This window comes from Nocardia sp. CA-135398 (assembly GCF_050955845.1).
Lineage (GTDB): Bacteria > Actinomycetota > Actinomycetes > Mycobacteriales > Mycobacteriaceae > Nocardia.
This window is the reverse complement of record NZ_CP192084.1, coordinates 4,536,979-4,563,865: the sequence shown is the minus strand read 5'-3', so window position 1 is coordinate 4,563,865 and position 26,887 is coordinate 4,536,979. Positions and strand designations below refer to the sequence as shown.

The 26,887-nt window shown below is 67.0% G+C and carries 27 protein-coding genes and 1 pseudogene; 12 read left to right on the top strand and 16 right to left on the bottom strand.

Translation table 11 applies throughout. The annotated features are described in order from the left end of the window. The first annotated feature begins 45 nt into the window (after positions 1 to 45). Positions 46 to 2,328: a phosphoenolpyruvate synthase gene (ppsA, locus tag ACQP1T_RS20095; RefSeq protein ID WP_433754588.1), complete on the top strand. Its 2,283-nt coding sequence runs from the start codon at positions 46 to 48 to the stop codon at positions 2,326 to 2,328. A gap of 141 nt (positions 2,329 to 2,469) precedes the next feature. Here ppsA and ACQP1T_RS20090 read toward each other — a convergent pair whose 3' ends face one another. The 15 genes from ACQP1T_RS20090 to ACQP1T_RS20020 all read right to left on the bottom strand — a co-directional run bounded on the left by ACQP1T_RS20090 (position 2,470) and on the right by ACQP1T_RS20020 (position 17,195). After that, a complete protein-coding gene (locus ACQP1T_RS20090) occupies positions 2,470 to 2,763 on the bottom strand; it encodes a hypothetical protein (RefSeq protein ID WP_433754587.1) in 294 nt (97 codons plus the stop codon). A gap of 102 nt (positions 2,764 to 2,865) precedes the next feature. Continuing rightward, the gene (locus ACQP1T_RS20085) at positions 2,866 to 3,357 is read right to left on the bottom strand and encodes a hydrogenase maturation protease (protein WP_433754586.1); all 492 of its coding nucleotides are present in this window, start codon (positions 3,355 to 3,357) and stop codon (positions 2,866 to 2,868) included. Between the two features lie 55 nt (positions 3,358 to 3,412). After that, on the bottom strand, positions 3,413 to 4,705 hold the full coding sequence (locus tag ACQP1T_RS20080; RefSeq protein ID WP_433754585.1) for a Ni/Fe hydrogenase subunit alpha: 1,293 nt from the start codon (positions 4,703 to 4,705) through the stop codon (positions 3,413 to 3,415). Continuing rightward, positions 4,689 to 5,462 (bottom strand): oxidoreductase, encoded by a 774-nt coding sequence (locus ACQP1T_RS20075; RefSeq protein WP_433754584.1) that lies wholly within the window; start codon positions 5,460 to 5,462, stop codon positions 4,689 to 4,691. The genes ACQP1T_RS20080 and ACQP1T_RS20075 overlap by 17 nt, the downstream gene beginning before the upstream one ends. Next, positions 5,462 to 6,289: an FAD/NAD(P)-binding protein gene (locus tag ACQP1T_RS20070; RefSeq protein WP_433762271.1), complete on the bottom strand. Its 828-nt coding sequence runs from the start codon at positions 6,287 to 6,289 to the stop codon at positions 5,462 to 5,464. Before ACQP1T_RS20070 ends, ACQP1T_RS20075 begins: the two co-directional genes overlap by 1 nt. A gap of 77 nt (positions 6,290 to 6,366) precedes the next feature. Then, entirely contained in the window at positions 6,367 to 6,876 is a 510-nt protein-coding gene (locus ACQP1T_RS20065; protein WP_433754583.1) for a Crp/Fnr family transcriptional regulator, read from the bottom strand. After that, positions 6,863 to 8,101: a 4Fe-4S dicluster domain-containing protein gene (locus tag ACQP1T_RS20060; RefSeq protein ID WP_433754582.1), complete on the bottom strand. Its 1,239-nt coding sequence runs from the start codon at positions 8,099 to 8,101 to the stop codon at positions 6,863 to 6,865. The genes ACQP1T_RS20065 and ACQP1T_RS20060 overlap by 14 nt, the downstream gene beginning before the upstream one ends. Positions 8,102 to 8,208: 107 nt before the next feature. Next, on the bottom strand, positions 8,209 to 9,261 hold the full coding sequence (gene hypE / locus ACQP1T_RS20055; protein ID WP_433754581.1) for a hydrogenase expression/formation protein HypE: 1,053 nt from the start codon (positions 9,259 to 9,261) through the stop codon (positions 8,209 to 8,211). Next, positions 9,258 to 10,373, bottom strand: coding sequence for a hydrogenase formation protein HypD (gene hypD, locus ACQP1T_RS20050; protein WP_433754580.1), 1,116 nt, complete (start codon positions 10,371 to 10,373; stop codon positions 9,258 to 9,260). Before hypD ends, hypE begins: the two co-directional genes overlap by 4 nt. Beyond that, complete coding sequence (locus ACQP1T_RS20045) at positions 10,370 to 10,633, bottom strand: HypC/HybG/HupF family hydrogenase formation chaperone (RefSeq protein ID WP_433754579.1); 264 nt, start codon at positions 10,631 to 10,633, stop codon at positions 10,370 to 10,372. The genes hypD and ACQP1T_RS20045 overlap by 4 nt, the downstream gene beginning before the upstream one ends. Positions 10,634 to 10,635: 2 nt before the next feature. Next, complete coding sequence (hypF, locus tag ACQP1T_RS20040; RefSeq protein ID WP_433754578.1) at positions 10,636 to 12,963, bottom strand: carbamoyltransferase HypF; 2,328 nt, start codon at positions 12,961 to 12,963, stop codon at positions 10,636 to 10,638. Between the two features lie 260 nt (positions 12,964 to 13,223). Then, positions 13,224 to 14,228, bottom strand: a complete 1,005-nt coding sequence (locus tag ACQP1T_RS20035) for an Acg family FMN-binding oxidoreductase (protein ID WP_433754577.1) — start codon at positions 14,226 to 14,228, stop codon at positions 13,224 to 13,226. Between the two features lie 62 nt (positions 14,229 to 14,290). Next, positions 14,291 to 15,610 carry a wax ester/triacylglycerol synthase domain-containing protein gene (locus tag ACQP1T_RS20030; protein WP_433754576.1) on the bottom strand — a complete coding sequence of 440 codons (1,320 nt, stop codon included), beginning with the start codon at positions 15,608 to 15,610 and terminating at the stop codon, positions 14,291 to 14,293. Positions 15,611 to 15,678: 68 nt separating this feature from the next. After that, complete coding sequence (locus ACQP1T_RS20025; RefSeq protein WP_433754575.1) at positions 15,679 to 16,602, bottom strand: universal stress protein; 924 nt, start codon at positions 16,600 to 16,602, stop codon at positions 15,679 to 15,681. After that, on the bottom strand, positions 16,599 to 17,195 hold the full coding sequence (locus tag ACQP1T_RS20020) for an Rv1733c family protein (protein WP_433754574.1): 597 nt from the start codon (positions 17,193 to 17,195) through the stop codon (positions 16,599 to 16,601). The genes ACQP1T_RS20025 and ACQP1T_RS20020 overlap by 4 nt, the downstream gene beginning before the upstream one ends. 360 nt (positions 17,196 to 17,555) lie before the next feature. On the opposite strand from ACQP1T_RS20020, the gene ACQP1T_RS20015 reads away from it, so the two are divergent. The 4 genes and pseudogenes from ACQP1T_RS20015 to ACQP1T_RS20000 all read left to right on the top strand — a co-directional run bounded on the left by ACQP1T_RS20015 (position 17,556) and on the right by ACQP1T_RS20000 (position 19,505). Next, positions 17,556 to 17,969, top strand: coding sequence for a hypothetical protein (locus tag ACQP1T_RS20015; protein ID WP_433754572.1), 414 nt, complete (start codon positions 17,556 to 17,558; stop codon positions 17,967 to 17,969). A gap of 113 nt (positions 17,970 to 18,082) precedes the next feature. Further along, entirely contained in the window at positions 18,083 to 18,610 is a 528-nt protein-coding gene (locus tag ACQP1T_RS20010; RefSeq protein WP_433754571.1) for a flavodoxin family protein, read from the top strand. Further along, a pseudogene (locus tag ACQP1T_RS20005) lies at positions 18,531 to 19,085 on the top strand (GyrI-like domain-containing protein); the annotation flags it as partial. The gene ACQP1T_RS20010 and the pseudogene ACQP1T_RS20005, both read left to right, overlap by 80 nt. A gap of 3 nt (positions 19,086 to 19,088) precedes the next feature. Beyond that, on the top strand, positions 19,089 to 19,505 hold the full coding sequence (locus tag ACQP1T_RS20000; RefSeq protein ID WP_433762269.1) for a DUF302 domain-containing protein: 417 nt from the start codon (positions 19,089 to 19,091) through the stop codon (positions 19,503 to 19,505). Between the two features lie 181 nt (positions 19,506 to 19,686). On the opposite strand, the gene ACQP1T_RS19995 is transcribed toward ACQP1T_RS20000, so the two are convergent. Further along, entirely contained in the window at positions 19,687 to 20,682 is a 996-nt protein-coding gene (locus ACQP1T_RS19995) for an Acg family FMN-binding oxidoreductase (protein ID WP_433754570.1), read from the bottom strand. A gap of 223 nt (positions 20,683 to 20,905) precedes the next feature. On the opposite strand from ACQP1T_RS19995, the gene ACQP1T_RS19990 reads away from it, so the two are divergent. The 7 genes from ACQP1T_RS19990 to ACQP1T_RS19960 all read left to right on the top strand — a co-directional run bounded on the left by ACQP1T_RS19990 (position 20,906) and on the right by ACQP1T_RS19960 (position 26,879). Further along, the gene (locus tag ACQP1T_RS19990; protein ID WP_433754569.1) at positions 20,906 to 21,124 is read left to right on the top strand and encodes a hypothetical protein; all 219 of its coding nucleotides are present in this window, start codon (positions 20,906 to 20,908) and stop codon (positions 21,122 to 21,124) included. A gap of 2 nt (positions 21,125 to 21,126) precedes the next feature. Next, positions 21,127 to 22,677 carry an AAA family ATPase gene (locus ACQP1T_RS19985; protein WP_433754568.1) on the top strand — a complete coding sequence of 517 codons (1,551 nt, stop codon included), beginning with the start codon at positions 21,127 to 21,129 and terminating at the stop codon, positions 22,675 to 22,677. Positions 22,678 to 22,707: 30 nt separating this feature from the next. Continuing rightward, positions 22,708 to 23,349: a response regulator gene (locus tag ACQP1T_RS19980; protein ID WP_433754567.1), complete on the top strand. Its 642-nt coding sequence runs from the start codon at positions 22,708 to 22,710 to the stop codon at positions 23,347 to 23,349. A 68-nt stretch (positions 23,350 to 23,417) separates the two neighbouring features. Next, positions 23,418 to 25,160 carry a GAF domain-containing protein gene (locus ACQP1T_RS19975; protein WP_433762267.1) on the top strand — a complete coding sequence of 581 codons (1,743 nt, stop codon included), beginning with the start codon at positions 23,418 to 23,420 and terminating at the stop codon, positions 25,158 to 25,160. Between the two features lie 270 nt (positions 25,161 to 25,430). Beyond that, on the top strand, positions 25,431 to 26,303 hold the full coding sequence (locus ACQP1T_RS19970; RefSeq protein WP_433754566.1) for a universal stress protein: 873 nt from the start codon (positions 25,431 to 25,433) through the stop codon (positions 26,301 to 26,303). Positions 26,304 to 26,366: 63 nt separating this feature from the next. Next, positions 26,367 to 26,633, top strand: a complete 267-nt coding sequence (locus tag ACQP1T_RS19965) for a glycosyl hydrolase family 65 protein (protein WP_433762265.1) — start codon at positions 26,367 to 26,369, stop codon at positions 26,631 to 26,633. Positions 26,634 to 26,696: 63 nt separating this feature from the next. Next, positions 26,697 to 26,879, top strand: a complete 183-nt coding sequence (locus ACQP1T_RS19960) for a hypothetical protein (RefSeq protein WP_433754565.1) — start codon at positions 26,697 to 26,699, stop codon at positions 26,877 to 26,879. Positions 26,880 to 26,887: the final 8 nt, after the last annotated feature.

Here is a 26,887-nt window from a genome sequence, read left to right as displayed (position 1 = left end):
TGAGAGCAAAGACATTTCGAGACGCGGAAAGTGACGGGAGCCGAGATGGGCGACTACGTAGCAGGATTCGACGAGCTGCGGCTCGACGATGCGGATCGAGCCGGCGGCAAGGGTGCGAACCTGGGCGAGCTGGTGGCGGCGAAGCTGCCGGTGCCACCTGGTTTCGTGATCCTGCGGGCCTGCTATGAGCAGGTCATCTCGAATGGTCCCGACGGCACGGAACTCGATCGCCTGCACTCGGAGGCGCTCGCGGCCAGCGCTGACACCCCGCGGGTGACCGAATTGTGCCGCCGCATGCGCGCACTCGTACACAAAGCCGCCCTCAACAGCGGTGCTCGCGATACTATCCTGACCGCGTATCACGCACTCGGCGAGCAGGTTCCGGTCGCCGTCCGCTCCTCCGCCGTCGGCGAAGACAGTGCCACCTCCTCGTTCGCGGGCATGAACATCTCCCGTACCAACGTGCACGGCGACGAGCAACTGCTCGCGGCCGTCATCGACTGCTGGGCTTCCCTGTTCACACCGCGGGTGGTGACCTACCGCGCGCGGCGCGGAATGCGTCAACGCCCAGTCATGGCCGTGGTAGTGCAGCGCATGGTGACCGCGCGACGATCCGGCGTGGCGTTCACCGCCGACCCCGCGACCGGCCGCCGGGACCGAATGGTCATCGACGCCGCACGCGGCCAGGGCGAGGTCGTCGTCTCCGGCGCGACCGAACCCGACACCTACCTGATCGATGTGGCGGGCCCCACCCTGCTCGAAACCCGCATCGGCCACCAGAGTTTCGCGATCGTGGCAGGCCCCGACGGGGATCGCCAGATGGAACTGACCGGCCCCGAGGCCGATGCCCCGGTGCTGGACGAACAACAGGCACTGGCCGTTGCCCGCCTCGCGCTGGCCGTGCAGGAGCATCACGGTGGCAAGCCACAGGATGTCGAGTGGGCCTTCGACGATGACGATCTGTGGCTGGTACAGGCCCGCCCGATCACCACGCTGCCCGACGGATCGGCCGAACGGCTCGTCGCGACGCCGGTGCCGACGAAGGTGCTGGTGCGCGGCCTCGCCGCGGCACCAGGCAGCGCGAGCGGCGCTGTGCGCATTCTTTCCTCGCCCGCGCAGGGGCAATCACTGCGCGACGGCGAGGTACTGGTCGCGCCGATGACCAACCCGGACTGGCTGCCCACTCTCACCCGCGCAGCCGCGGTGGTCACCGACAGCGGCGGAATGACCTGTCACGCGGCGATCGTGGCACGCGAACTCGGTGTTCCATGTGTAGTCGGGGCGCGCACCGCGACCACCACGCTCGTCGACGGCACCACGGTCACCGTGGATGGTTCGGCGGGCGAAGTCCGTGCCGGACAACCGAAGTCGAGTCCGACGACCACCGCGCCCGTCGTGGTGGCCGGCCGGACCGAAACCACCGCGACTCGGGTCTACGTCAACCTCGCACTCCCCGAAGCGGCCGAGCGTGCCGCCGCCGGCGATGTCGACGGTGTGGGACTGCTGCGCGCGGAAACCCTGCTGACCCAGGCGCTCGGCGGCCGTCACCCCCGTGATCTCATCGCCCGCGGCGAGGAACACCTCTTCGTCGACCGCATGGCCGAATCGCTGCACCGCATTACCACGGCATTCCAGCCGCGCCCGGTCACCTACCGTGCAACCGACTTCCGCACCAACGAATTCCGCGCCCTCACCGGCGGCGCCAACTACGAACCGGTGGAACATAATCCGATGATCGGCTACCGCGGCGCCTACCGCTACATCCGCGAACCGGAAATGTTCGCACTGGAACTGGCCGCACTGGCCCGCGTGCGGGAACGAACTCCCAACTTGCACTTGATGATCCCGTTCGTCCGGACGCGCTGGGAACTGGAGGCCTGCCTCGAACTCGTCGACGCGAGCCCGCTCGGCCGCCAGCGTGGCCTGCACCGGTGGGTCATGGCCGAGGTTCCCTCCGTCGTGCACTGGCTCCCCGAGTACGTCGGCCTCGGCATCGATGGTGTCTCCATCGGCAGCAACGATCTCACCCAGCTCATGCTCGGTGTGGACCGCGACTCCGAACAATGCGCCGAACTCTTCGACGAATCCGACGCCGCCGTACTGGACGCCATCGCCCGCATCATCACCACCGCTCGCCATCTCGGGATCACGTCGTCGCTCTGCGGCCAGGCGCCCTCCAATCACCCGGACTTCGCCGAGCACCTTGTCCGCATGGGAATTACCTCGGTCTCCGTCACCCCTGACGCGGCCCCCGCAACCCGCCGGGCTGTCGCCGCCGCGGAACGTCGCCTGTTACTCGACCACGCCCTGGCGGCCCGTCCGGATTGACCCCTCCGGATTCCCGGCGCCGCGGTGTTTCACGGCGTGCATTCGCCGGATGGTGCGGAGACGGCCTACCAGAAGAGCGGCTGCCCGGAGGTGGCGGCATCAGCGAGGGCCGACAAGTCGCCTATCAACCTCTCACAGTTCTCACCGCGGCAGCGCGGAGCCGTTGCGAGCCGACGGTCTTGAACCGCCGTTGGCGGTCGAGCTCGGCGTCCATGAACGGGATGCTCCTGTGGCGGTGCTGATCCGCCACCACGCCAATCGTTCGGCGAGTTCGGGCAGCCATCCGGCCGGTACGTCGTTCAGCTCCCGCTGCGCACCGCTGACGGCGGCCGAGAGTACCTCGGCGGAAACGGCGGGAAAGTCTTGTCGGAGGTGCTCCACCGCATCAGTCGGTTCGACGTCGGCCGTGGTGTTCTCGGATCTCACCAATGTCATTTGCTGCTGCCTTGCTGAGTGGTCACATTGCTGCCCACCGTATTGCTGGGTAGCCACACCTGGGCAGGGCCACCGGTCCCTCGATTCGAGGGCCGATCGGCACTAAAGGTGACCGCCGACACCCCCGGTCGTGATTCCCAGTCGAGCCAGTTCCGTCAGCACGGCTTCGACCACCCGCGATACCGCGGCCGCGACCGGTTCGGACATGCCGACGCCTAGCTCGAGGCTGGCGGCTTCAACGGCGATGACGACGAGTTCGCCGGGCACTCGGCCGAGGGCTCGGCCCAATGGCAGGGCGTCGGGAACGCCGAGGGCATGTGAGCTGGCGGCACTGGTGACGCCGCGCAAGGCGTCGATGGTGGTGCGCCAGATGCGGCCCGGAGTGCTCGGTTCACACAGCACCGCATCGACCACGATCGCGAGTTCTACATCCGCCCACACATCCAGCAGTCCGGCTGGCTCGCCGTCGCACAGGGTCACCGATACGCCGGGCAACTCCAGTTCCTCGACGGCGGTGGCCACAGCGGGACCGACGCCGTCGTCACTGCGAAATTCATTGCCGACACCGATGACGACCGCACGCACCCCGCTCATGCACGCACCTCGCCGGCACTGAGCTCCGGCGTGCGCACGGCGATGATTCGCTCGTTCATCGGTGCACCACGTCGATATCGAGGAAGTGGGCGGCGCAGGAGATGCAGGGGTCGTAATTGCGGATGGTGCGCTCGCACAGTGTGGTGAGCGCGGCGTCGTCGAGGGCGAGGTTGGCGGCCACGACGCGGCGCAGATCGTCCTCGATGGCGGACTGATTCTGGGAAGTCGGCGGAATGATGGTGGCGGCCCGGACGGTGCCATCGGCGTCGACCTCGTATCGGTGGTAGAGCAATCCGCGTGGCGCTTCGCTGACACCGTGACCGACGCCCGCACCGGGTGCGGTGGGTACGGCCGGGCGGGACGGACGTTCGTAGCCATCGATCAGCCGCAACGCCTCGTCGACGGCGTAGACGACCTCCACGGCGCGAACCAGGATGCTACGGAACGGGTTACGGCATTGCTCACCCAGCCCGATCTCGGCCGCGACCTGCCGGGCGGTCGGCGAAAGCTGCCGGGAATTGAGGGTGTATCTCGCCAGCGGCCCGGTCAAATACTGGTTGCCGTCGAGCCGCGCGTGCAGTGCGGTGGAATGCGCTACTTGCTGCTCGATGACGTGCGCCGGGAATTCGGCTGCGGGGAAGCGGAGGCCATCGGTGGTGTGCACGTCGCCGCGTTCGATGGCGTATCGGTCCGGTTCGGTGGCAGCGAGGAGTACGTGGTCGAGTTCGACATCGGGGAAATCGAAACCAGCGGCGCATCGGGCGGTGTGCACGGCGTAATCCTGTGCACGGCGCAGTTGTTCGGCTACCCGGGCGAAATCGGAGCGGTCGGGAACCGAATAGAAGCCGCCGACCCGGACATTGATCGGATGGATCGACCGTCCGCCGAGGAGCTCGAGCAGCATATTCCCGGCCTTCTTCAACGCCAGGCCCTGTTCGACGAGTTCGCGGTGGTCGGCGGCGAGGGTGATCGCGTCCGGATAACCGAGGAAATCGGGAATGTGCAGCAGGTGAATGTGCAGGGCGTGGCTGGAGATCCACTCACCGCAGTACAGCAGCCGCCGCAGGGCGGCCAGCGGCTCGTCCAGTCTGATCCCGCAGACCTGCTCGATCGCGTTGCACGCGCTGGTCTGGTAGGCCACCGGGCAGATCCCGCAGATGCGGGCGGTGATATCGGGCGGCTCGGTATAGCCGCGCCCGCGCAGGAATGCCTCGAAGAATCGGGGCGGTTCGTAGATATTCAGCTCCGCGCGCTCGACCACCCCGTCCGCGACGATGACTCGCAGTGCGCCTTCGCCTTCCACCCGGGCAAGCGAACTGACCTTCAATTGCCTACTGCGGTGACTCATCGCGGCTCCGGTCCGCGAAGGCCGGTGCCGCCGCCGCGTATGTGGTGAAAACACGGTCGATATCGGGCTGGTCCATACCGTTGATACGCAGAATGGGAAGTAACGCACCGATATTGGGCTTCGCCATCGGTCCGAAGCAGCCGAAGCAGCCGCGGTGGTAGGCCGGGCACAGCGCGCCGCATCCGGCCTGCGTGACCGGTCCCAGACACGGAATACCGTCGGCGACCGATATACAGGTGGTGCCGCGGCGTTTGCATTCGGTGCAAACGCTGGTATTCGGAATATCGGGTGCACGCCCCGCCAGGAACGCACCGAGGGTATCGAGTAGCTGGCGACGGTCGATCGGGCAGCCGCGCAGCTCGAAATCGACCGGAACGTGCTCCGAGATCGCGGTCGAGGTGGCGAGTGTCGAAATGTATTCCGGGCTGGCGTAAACCACCGAGGTGAATTCGGTGATGTCGGCGAAATTGCGCAGCGCCTGGATCCCACCATGCGTCGCACATGCGCCGATTGCCACCAGAATCCTGGATTGCGCACGAATTTCGGTGATCCGGCGCATGTCGTCGGGCGTGGTGATCGAACCCTCCACCAGCGACACGTCGTAGGGGCCCGGCTCGACCGCGCTGGATGCCTCGATGAAGTGGGTGATGCGGATCCGGCCCGCGAGGGTCAGTAGTTCGTCCTCGCAGTCCAGCAGCGTCAGCTGACAGCCGTCGCACGAGGTGAATTTCCATACCGCGAGAGTCGGGGTATCCATCACAACTCCCGGACGGCCAGTAGTGGTTCGGCCACCGCGTAGTCGACGACCGGGCCGTCTCGACAGAGCAGCAGAGTCCCGAGTTGACAGTGACCGCATCGCGCGACCCCGCACTGCATATTGCGCTCCAGCGCCACCCTGATGTCGGTCGCGGCAATTCCCTTGCGTAACAAGGTCTGTGCACAGAATCGCATCATCGGCTCCGGTCCGCAGAGGAACGCGGTGGTGCGGGCCGGTTCCAGCCGCAGTTGTGTCAGCGGCTCGGTGATGAAACCGATCCGCCCGCTCCAGCCGGGTTCCGGATGGTCGACGGTCTGGTGGACTTCGATCGAACCCGCCGTCTTCCAGTCGTTCTGCTCGCGCCCGAACAAGATGTTCGACGGGGTTCGCGCGCCGGTGACGAGAATGATGCGCCGGTAGTCCGTGCGGGCCGCGAGCGCGCCGAGTACTACCGGGCGCAATGGTGCGAGTCCGACCCCGCCACCGATGATGACCAGGTTGTGCCCGGCCGCCGACGCCAAATCCCAACCGACGCCGAAGGGGCCGCGCACGCCGATCACACCGCCGATTCCGGTGTCGTGCAACGCCCCGCTGACCGCCCCGACCGCACGGATCGTGTGTTCGAGCACATCGCTGTCCGCGGCCGGATCGCCGCTGACCGAGATCGCGACCTCACCGACACCGAAGCTGTACAGCATCATGAACTGACCGGCCTGAAAACGTTGCGTCGCAACACCGACCGGCTCCAGCCGCAGCGTCACGGTGTCCCGCGTCTGCTGGATGCGGTGGATGACCCGGTACGGCAGCATCGCCTCGCCGACCGGCATCCGGCGGGCCACCGTTTCGACCCGCCTGCCCGTCGCCCGGCTGCTGTCGCGCACCGAATCGCTGCGCAATGCTCGAGTCATCGCGCACCTCGCCCGGCGCCTATTCGGCACGCATAGTCGTCGCAGGATTCGGCGGGGTTCTGGTAGAGATCGAGTAGCCGGGCCCGGGTGGCTTGCAGCCGATCGAGTAACGCTTCGAACAGCATCAAGGTCAGCGCATACCCGAATTTCGGGTCCCCTTGGGCCAATTCGGTCAGTGCCGTCGCATCGAACTCGATCGCATGCACCGGTTCACCCGCCACCGCGCCGAAGTGCCAGCGGTAGGGCGGGACCAACCAGGACCAACCCAGTAGATCACCGCTGTCGAGGGTCTGCACGACGATATCGCCGCGCCCCGGCACCGGCGAGTCCAGCAGGATCCGTCCCCGGCGGATCAGCCAGCATTGTTGCGCCGGTTGGCCTTCCACGATCAACCGGTGTCCGGCCGGATAAGACACGTCGCGTCCGGTAGCGGCCAGGGCGGTCAGTTCCGCTCGGCTCAGCGAACCCAAATGGGCAAACTCGGACAACTCGTCAACCGTCGTCATCGCCGACTCCTTCGGCGAGTTCGGCGAGCCGGGCGACCTCGGCGGTCAGATCGATACCGGCCGGGCACCAGGCGATGCACCGCCCGCAGCCGACGCATCCCGAACTGCCGAACTGGTCGTACCAGGTGCCCAGTTTATGGCTGAGCCATTGCCGGTACCGGCCCGCACCGGACTGCCGAACACTGCCGCCGTGCAGATAGGAGAAGTCCAGTTCGAAGCAGGACGCCCACCGCTCCCAGCGTTCGGCGTGCTCGCCGGTGAGGTCGGTGACGTCCTCGGTGCTGGTGCAGAAACAGGTTGGGCACACCATGGTGCAGTTGCCGCAGGTCAGGCAGCGGCTCGCGACATCCTGCCAGTGCGGCGACTCCCGGGAATCGCGGATCAGGGTGCGGATATCGGTCTCCGGCATGGCGCGGCCCATGCGGCCTGCGGCCGCGGCCACCGCCTCGCGCGCATCGCGAACCTCCATGGCGTCGGCAGGACGAGTAGTGACCTGCGCGAGAATTCGGGCGCCGACCTCACTGCCGACATCGACCAGGAACCGATGGCCGTCGTCGTCGAGGCGCTCGGTGAGGGCGAGATCGTATCCGGGCGCCACGCCCGGACCGGTGCCCATCGACGCGCAGAAGCACACGCCGCCCGGCTCCGTGCAGTTCACCGCGACGACGAACGGCGCCCGGTCATCGACGGCCGATTGCGCCCCGTCATCCCCCAGGTCCCCGGCATCCTGGCGAATGCCGGTGTCCACAGCCGGCGCCGCGGTGTCGGCGGGCCGCGCCGCCCGAGTGCCGGGCGGCCCGGCGAACGCGGGGTCGGGATGGGCGCCGCCGCCGAGCACGCGTCCGAGCACCGAGATGGCGGCGAGGTCGCAGCCGCGGACGCCGAGAAAAGCCATGCGGACCGGGACCTGCTCGGCCGGTCGCGGATTCAGGTCCGGCCCGGTCTCCCAAATCTTGCGCCGCGGCGGGTGCAGGAACTGCTTCCACGACCCGGGCCCGGCCGAATGCGCGAATACGGCAGCATCGGTGCGGCGATACACCCGATATCGGCCGGGTGCGGTTTCGACTCCCCAGCCGCCGGGCAACTGTGTCCCCGAATCCAGTTCGTCGAGCACGATCGCGCGGTCGCGCAGTTGGGGGCCGATGACTCGATACCCGTTATCGCGCAGCACATCCACAAGACGGTCGAGACCCGCGCGGTCGATCACCTCGGTGTCGACGGGCATCACCGGGCCTCCCTTCGATCGACGGACAGGTGCTCTTGTTTCGAGTCTCGTCGCGCGGGAGGCCGAGGCGCGAGAGGCGAAGGTCCCACCAGCGGAAGGCCAATGCCCTAACAGATGCGGGGCAACTGTTCACCGACCAGCATGTCCACGATGCGGCCCGCACCGATCAGCGTGCGCGCGGTGACCCGACCGACCGGTCCGTCGGTGACCCGACCGATCACCCTGGCCTGCGCTCCAGCGGGCACCGACCGCATCGCCGCCAGCGCCTTGTCGACGGCATCCGCGGCGACGAGCGCGACCAGACACCCCTCATTGGCCACGTGCAGCGGATCCAGGCCGAGCAGTTCGCAGGTCGCGGCGACGTCGCTGGGCACCGGCACATCGGCCTCGACGATGTCGATGCCCACAGCGGAGGCGGACGCGAGTTCGTTGAGCGCACTGGCCACACCACCCCGGGTCGGATCGCGCAGCGCGTGGATATCGGGGCCGCATGCCGCGATCATCGCCGCCACCAATTCGTGAAGCGGCCTACTGTCGGAACGGATATCGGCCTCGAATCCGAGACCGCCGCGGGCGCACAGGATCGCGATGCCGTGTGCGCCGATCGGCCCGGACACGATCACCACATCCCCGGGCGCGCCGCGCGTCGCTGACGGATCTGCACCCGCCAGCCGCGCACCGATACCGGTGGTGGTGAGGTAGATCCCGTCCGCCGCACCGCGGTCGACCACCTTCGTGTCGCCGGTGACCACCCGCACCCCACAGGCGGCCGCGGCCGCGGCGACCGAGGCGGTGATGGCCCGCAATTCGGCGATCGGCAGCCCTTCCTCGAGCACGTAGGCCAGGGCGAGCGCGACCGGACGCGCCCCACGCATGGCGAGATCGTTGACGGTGCCGTGCACGGCGAGGGCCCCGATATCACCGCCGGGGAAGAACCGTGGCGTGACCACGAAGCTGTCGGTGCTGAAAACCGCACTGGTGCTGCCCAATTCGACGATGGCCGCATCCTGCTGTGCCGAACCGTCGCCGAGTTCGGCGACGATCACCTCGTCGAGTAGTTCGGCCATCAGCTGCCCACCGGAACCGTGCCCGAGCAGCACTCGTTCGGTTTCCGTACGCGGCATCGGGCAACTGGCCCGCACCGGATCGACGGCGGTCATCGCACGACCTCCACGGTCAGCGGACGCGGTTGCCGACCGGCGTTGTAGAAGGCCGCGCAGGTGCCTTCGGCCGAAACCATCGGCGCCCCCAGCGGATTCCGTGGCGTGCATCGGATGCCGTAGGCGGGGCAATCGGTGGGCAGCGCGGTGCCACGCAGAATCGCGCCCGCGATGCAGTCCGAATTCTCCGTGGATTGCGTGTCATCGACCGAGAATCGCTGTTGCGCATCATGATCGGCGAACTCGGGGGCGAGGGTCAGCCCGCTCTCGGGGATGGCGCCGATCCCCCGCCAGTTGCGTTCGGTGATCCGGAATACCCGCCGGATCGCCTCTCGCGCAGCGGGATTGCCGGAACGGCGCACCGCGCGGACATACTGATTGTCCAGTTCCGCGCGACCGTCCTCCAGTTGTCGCACCACCATCAGGATGCCCTCGAGCAGATCCAGCGGTTCGAATCCGGTCACCACGATCGGCACGCGGTACCGCGCGACGATCGGCTCGTATTCGGTCCAGCCCATCACCGCGCAGACATGCCCGGCGGCCAGAAAACCCTGCACCTGGTTTTCAGGAGCATCCAGGATCGCGGTGATCGCAGGTGGCACCAGCACATGGCTGACCAGCACGCTGAAGTTGCCGATCCCGGCGGTCGCGGCATGTAGCACCGCCATCGCGTTGGCGGGCGCGGTGGTTTCGAAACCGACCGCGAAGAACACCACCTCGCGGTCGGGATTCTCCCGCGCGATGGTCACGGCATCCAATGGGGAATAGACCACGCGGACGTCGCCGCCGCGGGCCTTCACACCGAGCAGATCGCCGGTGCTGCCCGGAACCCGCAGCATGTCACCGTAACTGGTGAAGATCACCTCCGGCCGGGCTGCGATCGATACCGCCTGGTCGATCATCTCCAGCGGTGTGACACAGACCGGACAACCGGGGCCGTGGATCATCCGAATCCCGGCGGGCAGTAGTTCATCGATCCCTTGGCGGACCAGGGTGTGCGTCTGTCCGCCACAGACTTCCATGATCGCCCACGGACGGGTGGCACTCGCCCGGAGCTCGTTCAGCAGCCGCTGGGCCAGTACCGGGTCACGATATTCGTCGAGGTATTTCATAATGCCTCCGCTTCCGGGCCGAGTTCTGTGGCCAGGGCGTCCGGAATGGCCCGGATCACCGCGAGCGTCTTGGCGGCTTCGTTTTCGTCCACCCGGCTGATGGCGAAACCGACATGCACGATCACGTAGTCGCCGATATCCGCATCCGGCGCGTAGGCCAGGCACACCGGCCGCCGGATGCCTTCGAAATCGACCGTTCCCATCCGCAAGGCTGATTCGTCGCTCACCGCGACGATCTGGCCGGGCACACCCAGGCACATGATCAGCTCCTACTCATGCGCGCGGCCGCGATGGCCGCTTGGCCATAACTGATACCGCCGTCGTTCATCGGGATCTGTTCGCCGACCAGGCCGTTCAGTCCCGTAGCCGCGAGACCCTCCAGCACCGCGGTGGTCAGCCGGGCGTTCTGGAAGACGCCGCCACCCAGACAGACGACATCGGTGCCGGATACCTCGGCGGCCGCAGCGGCCATGGTCACCACCACGGTCGCCACGGTTCGATGGAATCGAGCGGCCACCTCCCCGACCGGCTCGTCGGCGGCTAGTGCCACGACGTCGCGCAGAGTCGGGGTGGGGTCGTACACCAGCAAACCATCTCGCTGGTGCAGCGCCCATCGCAGTGGCGCCGCCCCGGTACGGCCGACGGCCGCAGCCTCCAGCCGGACCGCTGCCTCGCCTTCGTAGCTGTTGTCGTCGCATATGCCCATCAGGGCCGCGACCGCGTCGAACAACCGTCCCGCACTCGACGCGCGTGGACAATTCAACTCCTGCTCGATCATGCCGCGGATGACCGCGACCTCCCGGGCATCCATACGGTCCAGCAGGCCACCGGCCGCCACCGGTTCGGCGTAATCACCGAATCGCTCTGCCCCGAAAAGGTATCCCAGCGCCATCCGGGCGGGCCTGCGTACCGCGGCCGCTCCCCCAGGCATCGGTGCGGTGCCGAAACGGCCGAACCTGCGGTAGCCGCAAAGATCCGCCACCAGAATTTCGCCACCCCAGAACGTGCCGTCGTCACCGAGCCCCAATCCGTCCAGCGCGATACCGACGAACGGACCGGTGACGCCGTGCTCCGCAGCCGTGGCGGCAACGTGCGCGTGATGATGTTGCACCGCGATGCGAGTCTCCGTCGGCCAGCGGCGTGCGTACCGGGTGGACAGATAGCCCGGATGCAGATCGTGCGCAACGACTTTCGGCCGCGCGTTGTGCAGTAGGCACAGCGTGTCCGCGGCCTGCTCGAACGCCGTGTAAGCATCCGGGTTCTCCAGATCGCCGGTATGCGGTCCGAGGATCGCCATCTCGTCGACGGCGAGGGTACTGGTGTGCTTCAACTGCGCGCCCACCGCGAGAATGGGGGCCGCGGCATGTATGGGCAAAGGAATCCGGGTCGGCGCATAGCCGCGGCCGCGCCGCACGCTACTGGCCCGGCATGCGACGACGCGAACCACCGAGTCGTCGTAACGGGCCCGAATGGGCCGGTCGTGGGTGAGAATCCCGTCGACGATCGGCCCCAGCGTGGCCACTGCGGCGGCGTCATCGATGATGATCGGCGCCCCACCGCGGTTACCACTGGTGACGACCAGCGGCCGCTTCAGTTCCGACAGCAGCAGCTGGTGCAGTGGGCTGTACGGCAGAAAGACACCGATCTCGGCCGATCCGGGGGCGACCGCCGCCGACACCTGCGCATCGGCACGGCGGGGCAGCAGCACGATCGGCGCGGCCGCGGAGCCGAGCAGCTCGGCCGTTATGGCGTCCACACTGCCCAGTTCCCGCGCGGCGGCGATATCGGCCACCATGACCGCGAGCGGTTTGGTCGGGCGCGGCTTGGTTTCGCGGAGCCGGGCCACGACCGCGTCGTCTCCGGCGTCGCACACCAGCTGATAGCCGCCGATGCCCTTCATCGCGACGATGCCACCCCCGGCGACCACCGCACAGGCCGCTTGCAGCGCGTCCTCTCCTGCCGCGCTGAATATTTCGTTGTCGGCATGCCATGCCAGCCGCGGTCCGCAGTCCGGGCAACTGGTCGGCTCGGCGTGGAACCGTCGATCGGCGGGGTCGTGGTACTCGCGCGAACAAGCGGGGCACAGCTCGAAGGCGCGCATCGCGGTGCGCTCCCGGTCGTAGGGCAGCCCATCGATGACGGTCGCGCGCGGCCCACAGTCGGTGCAGTTGAGAAATGGGTACCGGTAGCGGCGATCGGTGGGGTCGAACAGCTCACGCAGGCACGCCGCACAGACCGCCAGATCTGGCGGCACCTGCGGGGTAACCCGGGCGTCGGCGATACTGCCGACCACCGAAAAGCCAGGCCCCAGCACGGTTTCGACCGCCATCGACTCGGCCTCTATGCGATCGACACGGGCCGATGTCGGGGCAGTTTCCGCGAGGTGGGCAAGGAAATCGGCCACCGATCCGGTCGGTCCGGCGACCCGGATGACAACGTGGCCGCCCGCATTGCGCACATCACCGGTCAAACCGAGACCGTGGGCAAGCCGATAGACGAACGGACGGAATCCGACGCCCTGCACGACGCCATGAACCCGGATCCGGATGCACCGACGCACGTCGACCGTGGCCGACCGCGTCATCGCCATGGCCGATCGGTAGCCGGTTGATCATCCATGCGCATCACCCCACGATGGTGGGTGCCCACAGCGCACCTCAAGGGCCGAAAGTCCTGCACCGTGCGACCACTGGCACGCGTGATCCGGTGATGCGCACACCGGATCAGTGTGTCGATCCAATGCAGCATGCCCGAACGGTAGGGACTTCGGTCAGCATCGCGACGAGGATCAGGAGAGCGTGCGACGCCCGCCGCACCAGCCTAGGAAGCGCGAACTCTCGGCAGAGGCGGTCACTGCGAGTCGATCGTGAAGATCTCCTCGACCGGGCGCCTCGGCGTCGACGGCAGCGGCGTCTCCTCGGCAGGCGCGGCACCGATGCGGATCAGGACCTGGGGTGTGGTCCGGGTGTCGACCAGCTCCGCGATAGTTCGACGAGCCGCGGGTAGCTCGGTGACATGAGTCAGTGCGCACGTCGTCAAACCGGCGGCGGTGCATTCGAGCAGCACTACCGACAATGCCTCACCGGTGTGCAGCCACTGTGACACCGAATCACCTTCGGTGCTCAACGCCACCAGCGTGGAGTGATCGGTGAGTTCGCCGCGGCGCATCGAATGCGGCGCGGATGGGTACACTCGCCCGACATCCACCCGTGCGAACTCCGCGTCCGACACCAACCCGGTCGGCGGAATTCCCTCCGTGGTGTCGGGATGTCCAGCCCACCAATACAATTCGGTCTGATACATCGGGTCGTCCTTGCGGGCGGCCGCGGTATGTTCCGACACCGCGGCCAACCGTGCTCGTGCGCTGTCGTCGAGCACGTCGAGGGCGACGTCGTGGGGTGATACGAGTCTGCGCACGGAGGCGAGGACCTCGGCCCAGCCGTGCGGTGGCAGCATCGGCAGCCGATCGGTGCGGCGTTGTTCCATCGCGCGTGCCCGCGCAGGGATCCCGGCTGGCGGGTCGGGCCACGGTCGGAAGGCGATCATCGCCAGATAGTCGGGGCGGTCGGGGTCGGGGAGCCGGGTGATGTCGGTATGCCAGCCGTGAGCGGCAAAACCGGTGCGAAGATGGTGCAGGTTGGCGCCGCAGCTGATGATCCGCTGACGGCCGTGTGGATCCGCGGCCGACAGCAATCGGTCAGGATCGGTGTGCAGGTGCAACCGGCTGCCATCGAAGACCCACCGCCAGGGCTGGGTGTTGTGTACCGACGGCGCACGCTGCGCCAACCGCAAAACCGCCACCATAGTGTCGTGGTCGGGCACCACGGCAGTGTGAGCTACGTCTCCTTCGGTCATGGCTCCAGTCTGGGCGTGACCCTGGCAATCCGCCAGACCCCTGGCGGCTGCCCCAGCGCAGATCACCGAGCGAGGCGTCCGAAAGCCGTACTCAGTGACTCGGCGAGGGCGTCTTGGTCGGGAACGATCACCGGATCCGCGATCACGGCGACTCCGAGGGTGCCCGCGTAGGACAGGACCGCGAAGGTCACACCGGTATTTCCGGGCGTCGCCACCAAAGGCACCATCGTCTCCACTCGGCTGCCAGCGAGGTGTAGGGCGACGGTCGGGCCACGCAGATTCGTTTCGAAGGTGTGCACCATGCGCTGATGTTCGATGAACAGTCGGAACAGCCCCGTCCGATGCAGCATCCGGAATAGCGCTCCCAGCGGGGCCGCGGAGGATGCTCGCCTGCTCGTGCGGCTCGAAGCCTTTGTCGCGGTGATGATTTCGGTGAGCCGAGTCGAGTCGTCGCCGGTCGCCGGAACCGAGATCGGCCGGACCCCGGTGTCATTGCCCAGTTCGTTCGCGGCGGTGCCACGGCGGCCCGAGACCGGTACCGACACCACCAGCCGATCCGGCCACTCACCGCGGGTGTGCAGGACGTGCAGCAGCGCGCCGGTGACGGCCGCTAGCACGACATCGTTGACCGTGCCGCCGTGCCGGTGCGCGGTGGTGACGACATCGTCCAACGGCACCGTGACCCACGCCAGGCGACGTCGCCGGGAAGTCGGCCGGTTCAGCGAGGTCCGCTCGATCGGACGCATACTCTCCCAACCGAATCCGAGTTCGCGCAAACCGACGAACCCGCGTCGGATATCGGCGGGCAGCGAGCGGAATGCCCGTATCTTTTCCCGAGTCGCGTCCGCGGCCAACGCCAACCGCCGCGGCGGCGGCCGCGGAAAATCCCGACTGGGTAGCGCGGGGCTTTCGTCGGCCAACGCGCTCAATACCGCCAAACCGCTGACGCCGTCCGCAAGCACGTGATGCATGATCACCACCAAGCCAACGCATCCGGGCACCGTCACCAGATGCGCTCGCCACCGGGGACCGTCATCGGGTAGCGGCGTACACAGCAATTCGGCGGCGATATCGAACAATGCACGATCGCCGCCCGAATCTGGTCGTCGCACCTCCTCCAGTTGTCGGTCCACCTGGAAATCGGGCGCATCGACCCAGATCGGTCGTCCACAGCCGAAAGGTGCGCGACGCAATGTTTGTCTCAGCCGGGGTATGCGCGTAACGCGGTCGGCGAGCAGAGCGCGGATGGCCGCCGGATTCGGCGCGGTCGCGTCACCGAATACCAGGATCGCGCCGATATTCATCGGCACCGATGTCCGATCGGCAACCAACACGGTCAGATCCGTGGCCGTGGCACGCTCGATCGGAGCGGGTTCCGGCATCCCTATGCCCTCCTCCGAAGACAGCCGGGGCGGCGATCGAGATCGACTGTCGCGCCGAGTGTTCGAGATCAGTTCGAACGCACCACGATCATCGGCACCTCCACCGAATGCAATAACCCGTTGCTGGTGGAACCGACGACCATGCTGGTGAATCCGCCGCGGCCGCGGCAGCCGACGACGACCAACTGGGCGTTCGCCGACTCGTCGAGCAACGCGCGAACGGGCCGGTCGACCACCACGATTCGATGCACCTTCACATCTGGATAGCGTTCGGCCCAGCCCGCAAGGCTTTCGGCGAGCACCGCCTCCGCCGAGCCGCGGGCGGTCTCCCAGTTGACCATCGGCAGGTCGACCGCGCTGGTGTCGCTCCACGCGTGCAAGGCGATCAGGTCCACCTTGCGGTGCGAGGCCTGCTCGAAAGCGAGTTCGATGGCGGGGGCACTGTTCTCAGTGCCGTCGACGCCGACCAGAACCGGTTGGGTCGCCGAGACCGGATCGAGCGCGGCGATCCCGTGGATCACCGCGACCGGGCAGTGCGCGTGATGGGTAGCGGCGATGCTCACCGAGCCGAGCAATCCGCGCTGCAGCGCGCCGCGGCCCCGGCTGCCGACGACCAGCAGGTGCGCGTGCGCGGAGCGCTCGATCAGCGTTGGAATGATCAGGTCGAAGGTCACCTCGGTGGTGATGGCGAGATCGTCACCGGGTGCGGCCGTCCGTGCGAGGCGAGTTGCCTCGGTCAGGATCCGCTCGCCTTCGCTGCGCAGCCATTCGGTATCGGTTTCCGTCAGCAGTACACCGGGGCCGTAGCCCATCTGAATCCCCACCGAGGTGAGAATGTGCAGCCTGCGATGATGCAACGCGCCCTCCGCCGCCGCCCACGCGACCGCCTGATACGAATTCGCCGAGCCGTCGACGGCCGCGAGAATCGGTGCATCGGGTTGTTCCGCGAGCGAAGCATTTTCGTCTGCGATGTGCTGTCGCTTCGAGGTCATTTCCGGTCCTCTTTGATCGTCCGCGAGACCCATTCCCGGTCCCATCTGGTGCCCCGGTGACGGTCCAACAGCCATCGTGTACCCCGCACGAGGCACCAGCCGGAGAACCCGGTGCCAACGAGCACGACGACAGCGACACCGATCCCGGTAATCGGGGCCGCGTCGCCCTGCCGGGGCCTGGTGGTCGGCGCGCCATCGGGTCCGAGCCAGACCGCGACCCGGTCACCGGGCTGCGCCTGGCGCGGCACCGGTACGGTCGCGGTGTCGATGCGCTCGTTCTGCTGCCACTGCACCCGTGCTTCCACGCCGTGTTCCGAGGTATGTTGCGGCTCGTCGGTAATCACCGCGTTCACCACCGATTTCGTCGCTTGTTCGGTATGTATCCTGGCGACGTCGGCGGTGTAGGCCTCGGTGCCGAGGGCACCCGCGACCGGCACCGCGACCAGTATCGCGACCACTGCGATGATCCGCACTGCGGCCTCGACCCGATCGGAGCTGCGCATCAGCGGATTCGAATTCCACGGCCGCAGCCACCACACGCCGAAAATGCGGTTCCACCACCCATGCAGCGGGATTGTCACACTGTCCGACATCGCCACCTCAACTCGTCCGACGCCTCGATATCAACGAGCATCGCGCTTCGACGGCGGCGCGGGCAGAGAAGAAGGTCATCGCCCGGGTGGGCCGAGTGGCCCCGGCTGCTGGTCCTGCTGGAATGCGGCAACGGCTGTCGGCAACGTCGGATACAGATATCGCTCACCGATTTTCGCGGTCAGACCGCAAGCCTGAGCACGCGCGATCCGGCGCGGGCAGCATCAGCCGCAGCACATCCCCGGTCGAGACGCCTAACAAGCCGGGCACAGGCATCCCCGTCACCGAACACGACTTCCAGCCCACATCATGGGGTCGTCGGACCCTGTCCAGGGCGGTCCGCTCCCGCGCACAGTCGACTCATGATCACCATGCATGTGCGCAGACTCGGTGCCAGCGAGGCTCTGCTTTGCCTGTTGTCCGGCCTCGTCGCCACCTGGGCAGTCGCCGGCGTGCTCGGCTTGATGACCGGATCGCTCGACCTCGGCGCTACCATCGAGGACCGAATTCCGTTCCACAGCCCGGCTTTCGCCGGTCTCATGCTCGCGCTCGTCGTCGGATTCCCGATGACGGTGACCGCGCTGTTCGCGGCACGCGATGACGAACGGACACCGCTGGCCGCAATGATCTCGGGTCTGGGCCTGGTCGGCTGGATCCTGGTGCAGCTCGTGGTCATCCGCGAATTCAGCTGGTTACAGCCGATCTGGGTCGGGTTCGGCCTCGCGGTGTTGCTCCTAGGCGGCGCATTGCTACGACGCTACGGCGCCCGCACCTGATCACCGACGGTCGAAAGTCACTCGGGAAGCGTCGGTTCGGCTCTGTGCGCCACCGTGACCCGGACGTAGCGTCGAAATCACTTCCGCCGGTCATAGCAAATTAGGAGACTGAGATGCGGGCTCGGGTCGTGTATGAATCGATGTTCGGCAATACCGCCGCGATCGCCCGGGCGATCGCGGACGGATTGCGCTCACACGCCGAGGTGGAGGTGCTCAGCGTCGCCGCCGCCGCGGAGATGCCGGAGCCGACAATCGATCTGCTGGTGGTCGGCGGACCTACTCATACCTTCGGCCTGAGTCGCACGCGAACCCGCCGCGATGCCGCCGGGAACACCGATGCGCCGGTCGCGGTCGATATCGGCATCCGCGAATGGCTCGACGCGGCGCTGCCGGTGTCCGAGGGGTCTCGGGCCGCGGCCTTCTGCACGAAAGCCGCCAAACCGCGGTGGCTGCCGGGCTCGGCCGCACGTGGCGCCGGGAAACGATTGCGGCGCTTGGGTTATGAGCTCGCCGACGATCCAGTGGACTTCCTTGTCGAGGGCATGCAGGGCCCCCTTGCCCATGGTGAGCTCGAACGCGCTCGACTTTGGGCCGAGCGCTTGGCACATACCGAACTCGATCGCATCACGCATCGGGTCTGAGGTCCGGAGGATTGCGACAATGCGCTACCGCGTCCTGATCGATGAAGCGCGCCCGCAGACCGTTCTCGAACTGCGGCGCGCCATCCGCGCCGACCACGCGGGCGACGATATCGGCGCCGGGATGCAGGCGCTGTACGAGCTGGCGGCCAGCACCGGTCTGGCACCGGCCGGGCCGCCGTCGACCACCTACCTCGGTGACTTCCGCGCGACCACATCGACCGAGGTCGACTTCGCGCTACCAGTCACGATCGGGCCCATCGGGGACAACGGCGACCAAGTGACGGTGCGCCGAGCTGAGCCGTGCCTCTACGCCCGTACGGCCCATCGCGGCGACTATCAACACATCGGCGACGCGTACCGAGCGTTGGAGAATTGGTTGCGCACATCGTCGTTCCATCCGGTGGGACCGCCGACCGAGGTGTATCTGGTCGCGCCCGACGAGGTCGTCGACGCACGCGACCTGCTCACCGAGATCCGCATTCCCGTCGCATCCGCCGAACTCCGCGTGCGGGTGCCGACCCCGTTCGCCGACACCGTCGCCGCCGTACGCGAGGCCTTGGCCGAACAAGGTTTCGGCGTGCTGACCGAAATCGATGTGCGCGCGACCTTGCGGGCGAAGCTCGACATCGAGATGGAGGACTACCTGATCCTCGGCGCCTGCAATCCGATGCTCGCGCACCGGGCGATCGGCATTCACCGGCAGATCGGCCTACTGCTGCCCTGCAACGTGGTGGTGCGCACCGACAACGGCGCCACCATTGTCGAAGCCATCGACCCGGACATCCTCGTCGCCAACACGCAACAGCCCGCGCTGCAGCCGATTGCGCAGGAAGCCCGCGCCGGTTTGGCGGCAGCCTTGGATGCGGTGGTAAAGCGTTGCGCCGCACCGGCTTAGCGGCGTCTCCCACACCCAGCGTGGCCGACCATATACGGTCGGTCACGCTATTGGCGCGCTTACTCGGTGCCTAGGTCCGGCTCGCTGATCTCGACCGGGTCGCCGACTGTATCGGGGACGGTGGGCGACCGAGAACACGGGACCACCGAGGACAGGTGGTTTCAGCGGTCCCCGCTGTCGCTCATGAGCAGCTGGGAGCAGCCGACTCGAGCGGACTGAGCACATCTTCCACCGACCGTCGCGGTGTCACTGGCAACGACGGCGCACTGGTCGGGAGCCAACCGATCCGAAGAACCGCCTGCGGTTGGGCGACGCCGTCGAGCACCTCGAGGCGCACTCTGTTGCGTAGGTCCGCAAGCTCGAGCGGTTCGGTGAGCAGGCAGGTGGCCAGTCCGATATTGGTGGCGGTCAGCAGCACCGCACTCATCGCCTCGCCCGCGCGCAACCGCGACAGCCGATCGTCGGCCGAAGTGCTGATCACCAGTAGTTCGGCGTAATCGGGTTCGAGCGCACCGTCGGCCAACGCGGGTGCTGCGAACTCGCGAGCAGGCAGTCCGTCATGCGACTCCACGCGAGGGGTGCTCCTGGCGGGTACCCCGTCGTCCGAGCTGTGCCTGCCAGACCAATTCGCCAATTCGAAGCGGTATTCCACATCTCCGGCGTGCAAGGCGGCGGCGGTCCGCATTGCCTCGATCAACACCTCGCGGGGACGGTTACCGGCCTGGGTCACGATTGCACCCAGTGCGGCGGCGCGTTCGGTCACCAAGCCCAGATATCCGTGCGGGATCGGCCACGAAGAGTAATGCCTGCGGTCGGTCTGGCGTCTCGAAATCGCCGCGCTCAGGGCGATATCCAGCGGTGTCGACCGATGCCGCAGCAACTCGACCGCGGCCAAGTGGTTCGGATCCGCCGGATTCGGCAGCCGATGCACCACCGCCGACCAGCCGAGCGCTGCCAACGCGACGCACAGGTGATGCAGGGCCGCACCGCAACTCAGCACCAGCTCGCGCTGATCCGGATCGGTCGAGGGCAGTGCGCGCTCCGGGTCCAGGTAGAGGTGGATGGAACGGCTACCGATCCGCCACCGCCACGGCTGGACATTGTGCACCGACGGCGCCCGCACCGCGAGCGCCAGTGCTGTCTTGACGGTGTTGTCGTCGGGCAATCCGTGCTCCATTTCGCCTTCCTTCGTCGATTTCGCCCCACGGTCCCATCGGCGCGCGGTCCTGGGTAAGGGCACGACGACCCCTACTCGCAGGACTTCGGCTGGCTCTGGCCGACCCCTGTCCTGACACCGAGATGGGACCCGAAGACCCTACGGATCAAGGACCTTCGGCCATCACGCGCACCGGGTCGGTGCGCAAGTCTGGGACCACCACTACCGGGAGGATCCGAGCGCCATGTCCGCGGTCCATAGACCAGACCTGCACGGCCACAGCGCCGTCGTCGCCGGCGGCGCCTGCGGGATCGGTGCGGCAGTCGCCCGCATACTCGTCGAGGTCGGCATCGGAGTAGTCGTCGCCGAGGCGACCTTCTCCACCGGGCCGGAATTCGTCGTCGACGGCGGCGCCGCGGCGGGCACGGCCGCGACCGCGCTTGCTGAAAGGCTCGTCTCGTGATCGTGTCGAACGGGTCGCCCGCCGATCTACGCGAAACCCATACCGGCGTCGTTGTGCTGTGCGGCGACCGGGCGTACAAGGTGAAGAAACCGATTGCTACCGACTTCCTCGACTTCAGCACGCCGGACCTGCGCGAGCGTGCGTGCATGCGTGAACTCGAGCTCAATCGCCGGATGGCCCCGGACGTGTATCTCGGTGTCGCTCACCTGAGCGACCCCACCGGTGGCCCGAGCGAACCGGTACTCGTTATGCGCCGAATGCCGGAGGACCGCAGGCTCACCCATGTCCTGACCGACGCGGCGGCCGGCAGCTCGGAAATCTCAGCGCTGGTCCGAGTGCTGGCGCAGTTCCACCACGCGGCTCGCCGCGGTCCGGACATCGACCTGGCCGGAACCCCGGAGGCGCTGGGCGCGCGATGGCAGGCGCTACTGCGCACCCTGCGGGCGCAACCCGCCGATCTCGTGGCTCCGGAGTTGCTCGCGCGGATCGAAGCGCGTGCGATGCGCTACCTCGAGGGCCGAAAACCCTTGCTGACCCGCAGGATCGCCCAGGGTCGCATCGTCGATGGACATGGCGACCTGCAAGCCCAGGACATCTTCGAGCTGCCCGATGGCTTCCGGGTGCTCGACTGCCTCGACTTCGACGATCAGCTGCGCTACGTCGATTGCCTGGACGATATCGCCTTCCTGGCGATGGATCTCGAATACCTCGGCCACGATGATCTGAGCACTCGCCTGCTCGACGATTATCAACGCGTGACCGAGGATTCGGCGCCGTCGTCCCTGCGGGACCACTACGTCGCCTACCGCGCGCTCGTCCGTGCCAAGGTGAATGTGATGCGCTTCGAACAAGGCGATGTGACAGCTCGCGACCGTACTTGGCGCCACCTGCGGATCGCGGCACGCCGTCTGGATCGGGCCGCGGTCCGCCTCACCCTTGTCGGCGGACTGCCCGGCACCGGGAAAACCACAGTCGCCGAACACCTTTCACTGCCGACCGGTGCGGTAGTACTCGGCACCGACAGGGTGCGCAGGGAATTGGCCGCTGCCGACGTTGTGGTCGGCCCGATCGGCGGATACGGCGCCGGAATGTACTCCCCGGTCGACAAGGCTCGTGTTTATGCCGAATTGCGCATCCGCGCTCGGGCGCTGCTGGAATCCGGCGTCTCGGTGATCCTCGACGCGAGCTGGATCGATCCGGACGAACGACGACGCGCCGCCGTGCTCGCCGACGAAGCGAACGCAGAACTGGTGCAACTGCGATGCCACTGCCCGGAATCGCTGGCGAACGAACGCATTCGGCAACGCGCGGCCGGGGATTCCGATGCGACCCCCGCCATCGCCGCCGCCATGTCCGCCGCCGATGCGCCGTGGCCGGATGCCATCGCCCTGGACACCGGCCGGACACTCGCCGACACCCTGGAGGCGGCACGCCGAGCCTGGCGAATCGGCGGAGAATGGGCAGCGGCGGCCGAATCGGACAGATCAAGGGACTTTGGTCACGAAGGAGAGGTCCAACGCCGATCCAACGAACCGGACCGCTCCGTACGCTGAGTGAATTCGGTGTGAGGGAGAGGTGCAAACATGATCAGGGTGTTCTTGGTCGATGATCACGAGATCGTGCGCCGCGGTATCGGCGATCTCATCGCCCTCGAATCCGACCTCGAGGTGGTCGGTGAAGCGGGTTCGTTCTCGCAGGCGCTCGCCCGGATTCCGGCGCTACGTCCCGATGTCGCCGTTCTCGACGTCCGCCTGCCCGATGGCAACGGCATCGAACTGTGCCGTGAACTGCTGTCGGCCAATCCGGCGCTGCGCTGTCTGATCCTGACCTCGTTCACCGACGAACAGGCCATGCTCAACGCCATTCTGGCCGGAGCCAGCGGCTACGTGGTCAAGGACATCAAGAGCCTGGAGCTGATAGATGCGATCCGTGAGGTCGGCGCGGGTAAATCGCTGCTCGACAACCGGGCCGCCGCGGCGCTGATGGCGAAGCTGCGCGCGGAGGCGGAGGCGAAAACCGGGCCGCTCGCGAGCCTCACCGACCAGGAGCGCAACCTGTTGTCCCTGCTCGGCGAGGGATTGACGAATCGGCAGATCGCGAGCCGGATGTTCCTGGCCGAGAAGACGGTCAAGAACTACGTCTCGCGGCTGCTGACCAAACTCGGCGTCGAACGCCGCACACAGGCAGCCGTACTGGCCTCGAAACTGAACCAGCAGGAACCTTAGGTGACCGACCAGTCCATTCGCGGCCGCTGATCGGGCTCGGTGGGATTGATCGTGGAAGAATGCCCGGTATGGAAGGCCAGGCTTCCGCAGGGGCGCACAGCAGTCGGCCACCCGTGACCGACACACTGTCTCAGCTGCGGCTGCGCGAACTGCTCATGGAGGTCCAGGACCACATCGCGCAGATCGTCGATGTGCGCGACCGGATGGATCGGTTGATGGAGGCCATGCTGGTCGTCACGGCCGGTCTGGATCTCGACAACACACTGCGCACGATCGTGCACAGCGCCATCGAGCTGGTCGACGCGCAATACGGAGCGCTGGGTGTGCGGGAGACCGATCCGACGAACAATCAGCTCGCCGAATTCGTGTATGAGGGCATCGATGACCGCACCCGCGTCCTGATCGGCGATCTGCCACGCGGGCACGGTGTGCTTGGCCTGCTCATCCAGCAACCGAAACCCATTCGGCTGACCAACCTTTCGGATCATCCCTCCTCGGTCGGCTTCCCCGAACACCACCCGCCGATGCACACGTTCCTCGGCGTTCCGGTCCAAGTCCGTGACGAAGTGTTCGGCAACCTCTACCTCACCGAGAAAGCGGGCGGACTGGAGTTCACCGAGGACGACGAGGTAGTGGTGCGGGCGCTGGCAGCGGCCGCGGGCATCGCCATCGAGAACGCCCGGCTCTATGAGCTGTCCCGCGCTCGCCAGCAGTGGCTCGAAGCGACCAGGGATGTGGCTACCGAACTGCTGGTCGCCACTGAATCGAGCGAGATTCTCGACCTCGTCGTCCAGCGAGCCCTGACTCTGACCGATTCGGCGTGCACCTTCATCGCCTTGCCCGAAGATCCCGATATCCCGGCCGACGAGGTCACCGAGTTGATGGTGGTCGCCGCCGCAGGCCTCGATGCCGACGAACTCACCGGCCAACGGCTACCGGTCGCGGCATCGAACTCCGGTGAAGTGTTTCTCCGCGGACAGGTTATGTCGGTCCAGAAACTGTCATACGACCCGTTCAGTGACTCCCCTGAATTCGGCCCGGCGCTGATACTCCCGCTGCGAGCCGGACGTTCCGTCGTCGGAGTGCTCACCACCCTGCGTCCGGTCGACGCGCCCCCGCTCGATACTGCGGCGCAAACGATGATGGCCGCCATCGCCGACCAAACCGCACTCGCCTTGCAGTTGGCCGAAACCCAGGAGCGTATGCGCGAACTCGACGTACTCTCCGACCGCGATCGGATCGCCCGAGGCCTGCACGATCACGTCATCCAGCGGCTGTTCGCCGTCGGGCTATCGCTGCAGAGCACCGCGCAGCGGGCTCGCGCGCCCGAGGTGCGATCTCGGCTGCTGGCAACGATTGACGATGTGCAGGCGATTGTGCAGGACATCCGCCATTCGATCTTCGATCTGCAGAGCAATACCACCGCGGATTCCTCCAAATATCGCAAGTACCTGCACGGGATCATCGTCGATATGACCGCGGATTCCGGGCTGCACACCACCGTGCGGTTGGCAGGCCCGGTGACGGTGCTCGCGCCACCGCTGTCCGACGACGTCGAGGCGGTACTACGCGAGGCTGTGAGCAATGTGGTGCGGCATGCATCGGCGAGCACCGTATCGGTCGAGTTGAAAGTGCGTGACGACGTCAGCATCGAGGTGACCGACGACGGCATCGGCGTCCCCGATGACATCGCGCGACGGAGCGGATTGGCCAATATGGCGGCGCGGGCGAAGGAAGCGGGCGGTACGTTCAGCATCGAGAACCGCCCCGGTGGTGGCACAGTGCTGCGCTGGTCGGCACCGCTGCCCTGACGTGTTTCGCAGCGTTCGCGGTAGGGCGAGCAGCCACCGTCGTTGGCCCTCGGGTTCATGACCCTTTGTGCCCTCGGGTTCGTGACATTGGACAGGCGTGCGGGACGCCGTGGAGTTCCTAACCTACGGGTACCCGATCGTTCGGACCGAAGGGCAGCCCATGACCACGCCGAACCGCGATTCGCACCGGATCGCCTCGGCCGCAGTGGTTGTCGGTGTCGATATAACCGTTCGCCCGCGCCGATCCCGCTCCAGAAAGCCGAGAAGCACATGTCCACCAACACCGTAAATCCGCCCGTCCTCGTCGGCGCCGACGGATCCGCCGACTCCGTCGAAGCCGTGCGGTGGGCTGCCGTCGATGCAGCCCGACACGGCGCGCCTCTGCACATCATCTACGCGATCGGCGCACCGGTCGACTACGGACCAAATATCGCCTTCAATCAGATCGACTACGACGTCTATCGCCAAGCCGGCGCCGCCGCGATCGCGCTCGCACGCAAAACCGCTGTCGCCGTATCGGATTCGATCCACCCGCTCGATATCGAGACATTCGTTGTCGAGGCACCACCGGTCCCTGTGCTGTGCGACCGATCTAAGGAGGCCAGGCTGATTGTGGTCGGCACCCGCGGCCTCGGCGCGTTCCGGCGTGGACTACTCGGGTCCGTAAGCACCTCACTGGCCCGGCACGCACATTGCCCGGTCGCGGTGATCCCGGAGACGGTGGCCCCCGAGCGGGCGCTCGGCCCGGTCGTGATCGGTGTCGACGGCTCCCCGGGCGGCATCCGTGCCCTCGACGTCGCCTTCGATGAGGCGTCGCGGCGACGCGCGGCCCTCGTAGCAGTGCACACCTGGTCCGAGTTCAATCGCTATATCCCCCGCACTGATATGGCGAACGAGGCCGAAGAACTGCTCGCCGAAAGCCTAGCGGGCTACACCGAGAAGTACCCCGATGTCCGCGTCCAGCGAGTGGTCACCGAGGACCGCCCCGCCAAACGCATCCTCGCCACCGCCGAACGCGCGCAACTGATCGTGGTCGGCAGCCACGGCGACGGCGGCTTCGCCGGTATGACCCTCGGTTCCACCAGCCAGGCCGTCCTGCATGCGGCCGACTGCCCCGTGATCATCGCCCGCCCCCAGGACTGACAGCCCGATCCTGCCCCGGCTGCCTACGATCCGAGCCGGTCATGCCAGGCGGCCTTCGCACCCCTGTCACCGATCCGGCGGATCGGGTCGGTTGCATCCGTTGCTGCCGGACGAACTTCCCGAGACGAATTCACCCTCAGCTATCGTGGCCAGCCACTCACCGTCACCATTACCCACAGCCGGGCCACGGTGCGGCTGCATCCCAGTGCCGCCGCACCCATCCACCTGTGCGTCGAGGATGTCGAACGCACCCTCTCGTCGGGGCAGACGTGGGAGGTGCCACTCGCCGCCGTGCCGAATCGAACAGGTGCCCAGAAGGGGCCGTCGTAAGACCGCGAGTGCAGGGCCATTGGCCCCTGGCTCGTGGATGTCCGACGCGACGACGATCGAGGTATGGAATCCGGCATCAGCACACTGCCGCCGGCGGCGGTGCGACCACTGTCGACCGCCACGGCCGCCGCGCTGCCGACGTCCGATGTGCTTACCGCACTGGCGGTCACCGATGCCGGGCTGACGGAGGACGAGAGTTCAGGCCGTCTGCGCCGATGGGGACCCAATGCGGTAAGCACCCATTAGGCCAGGCT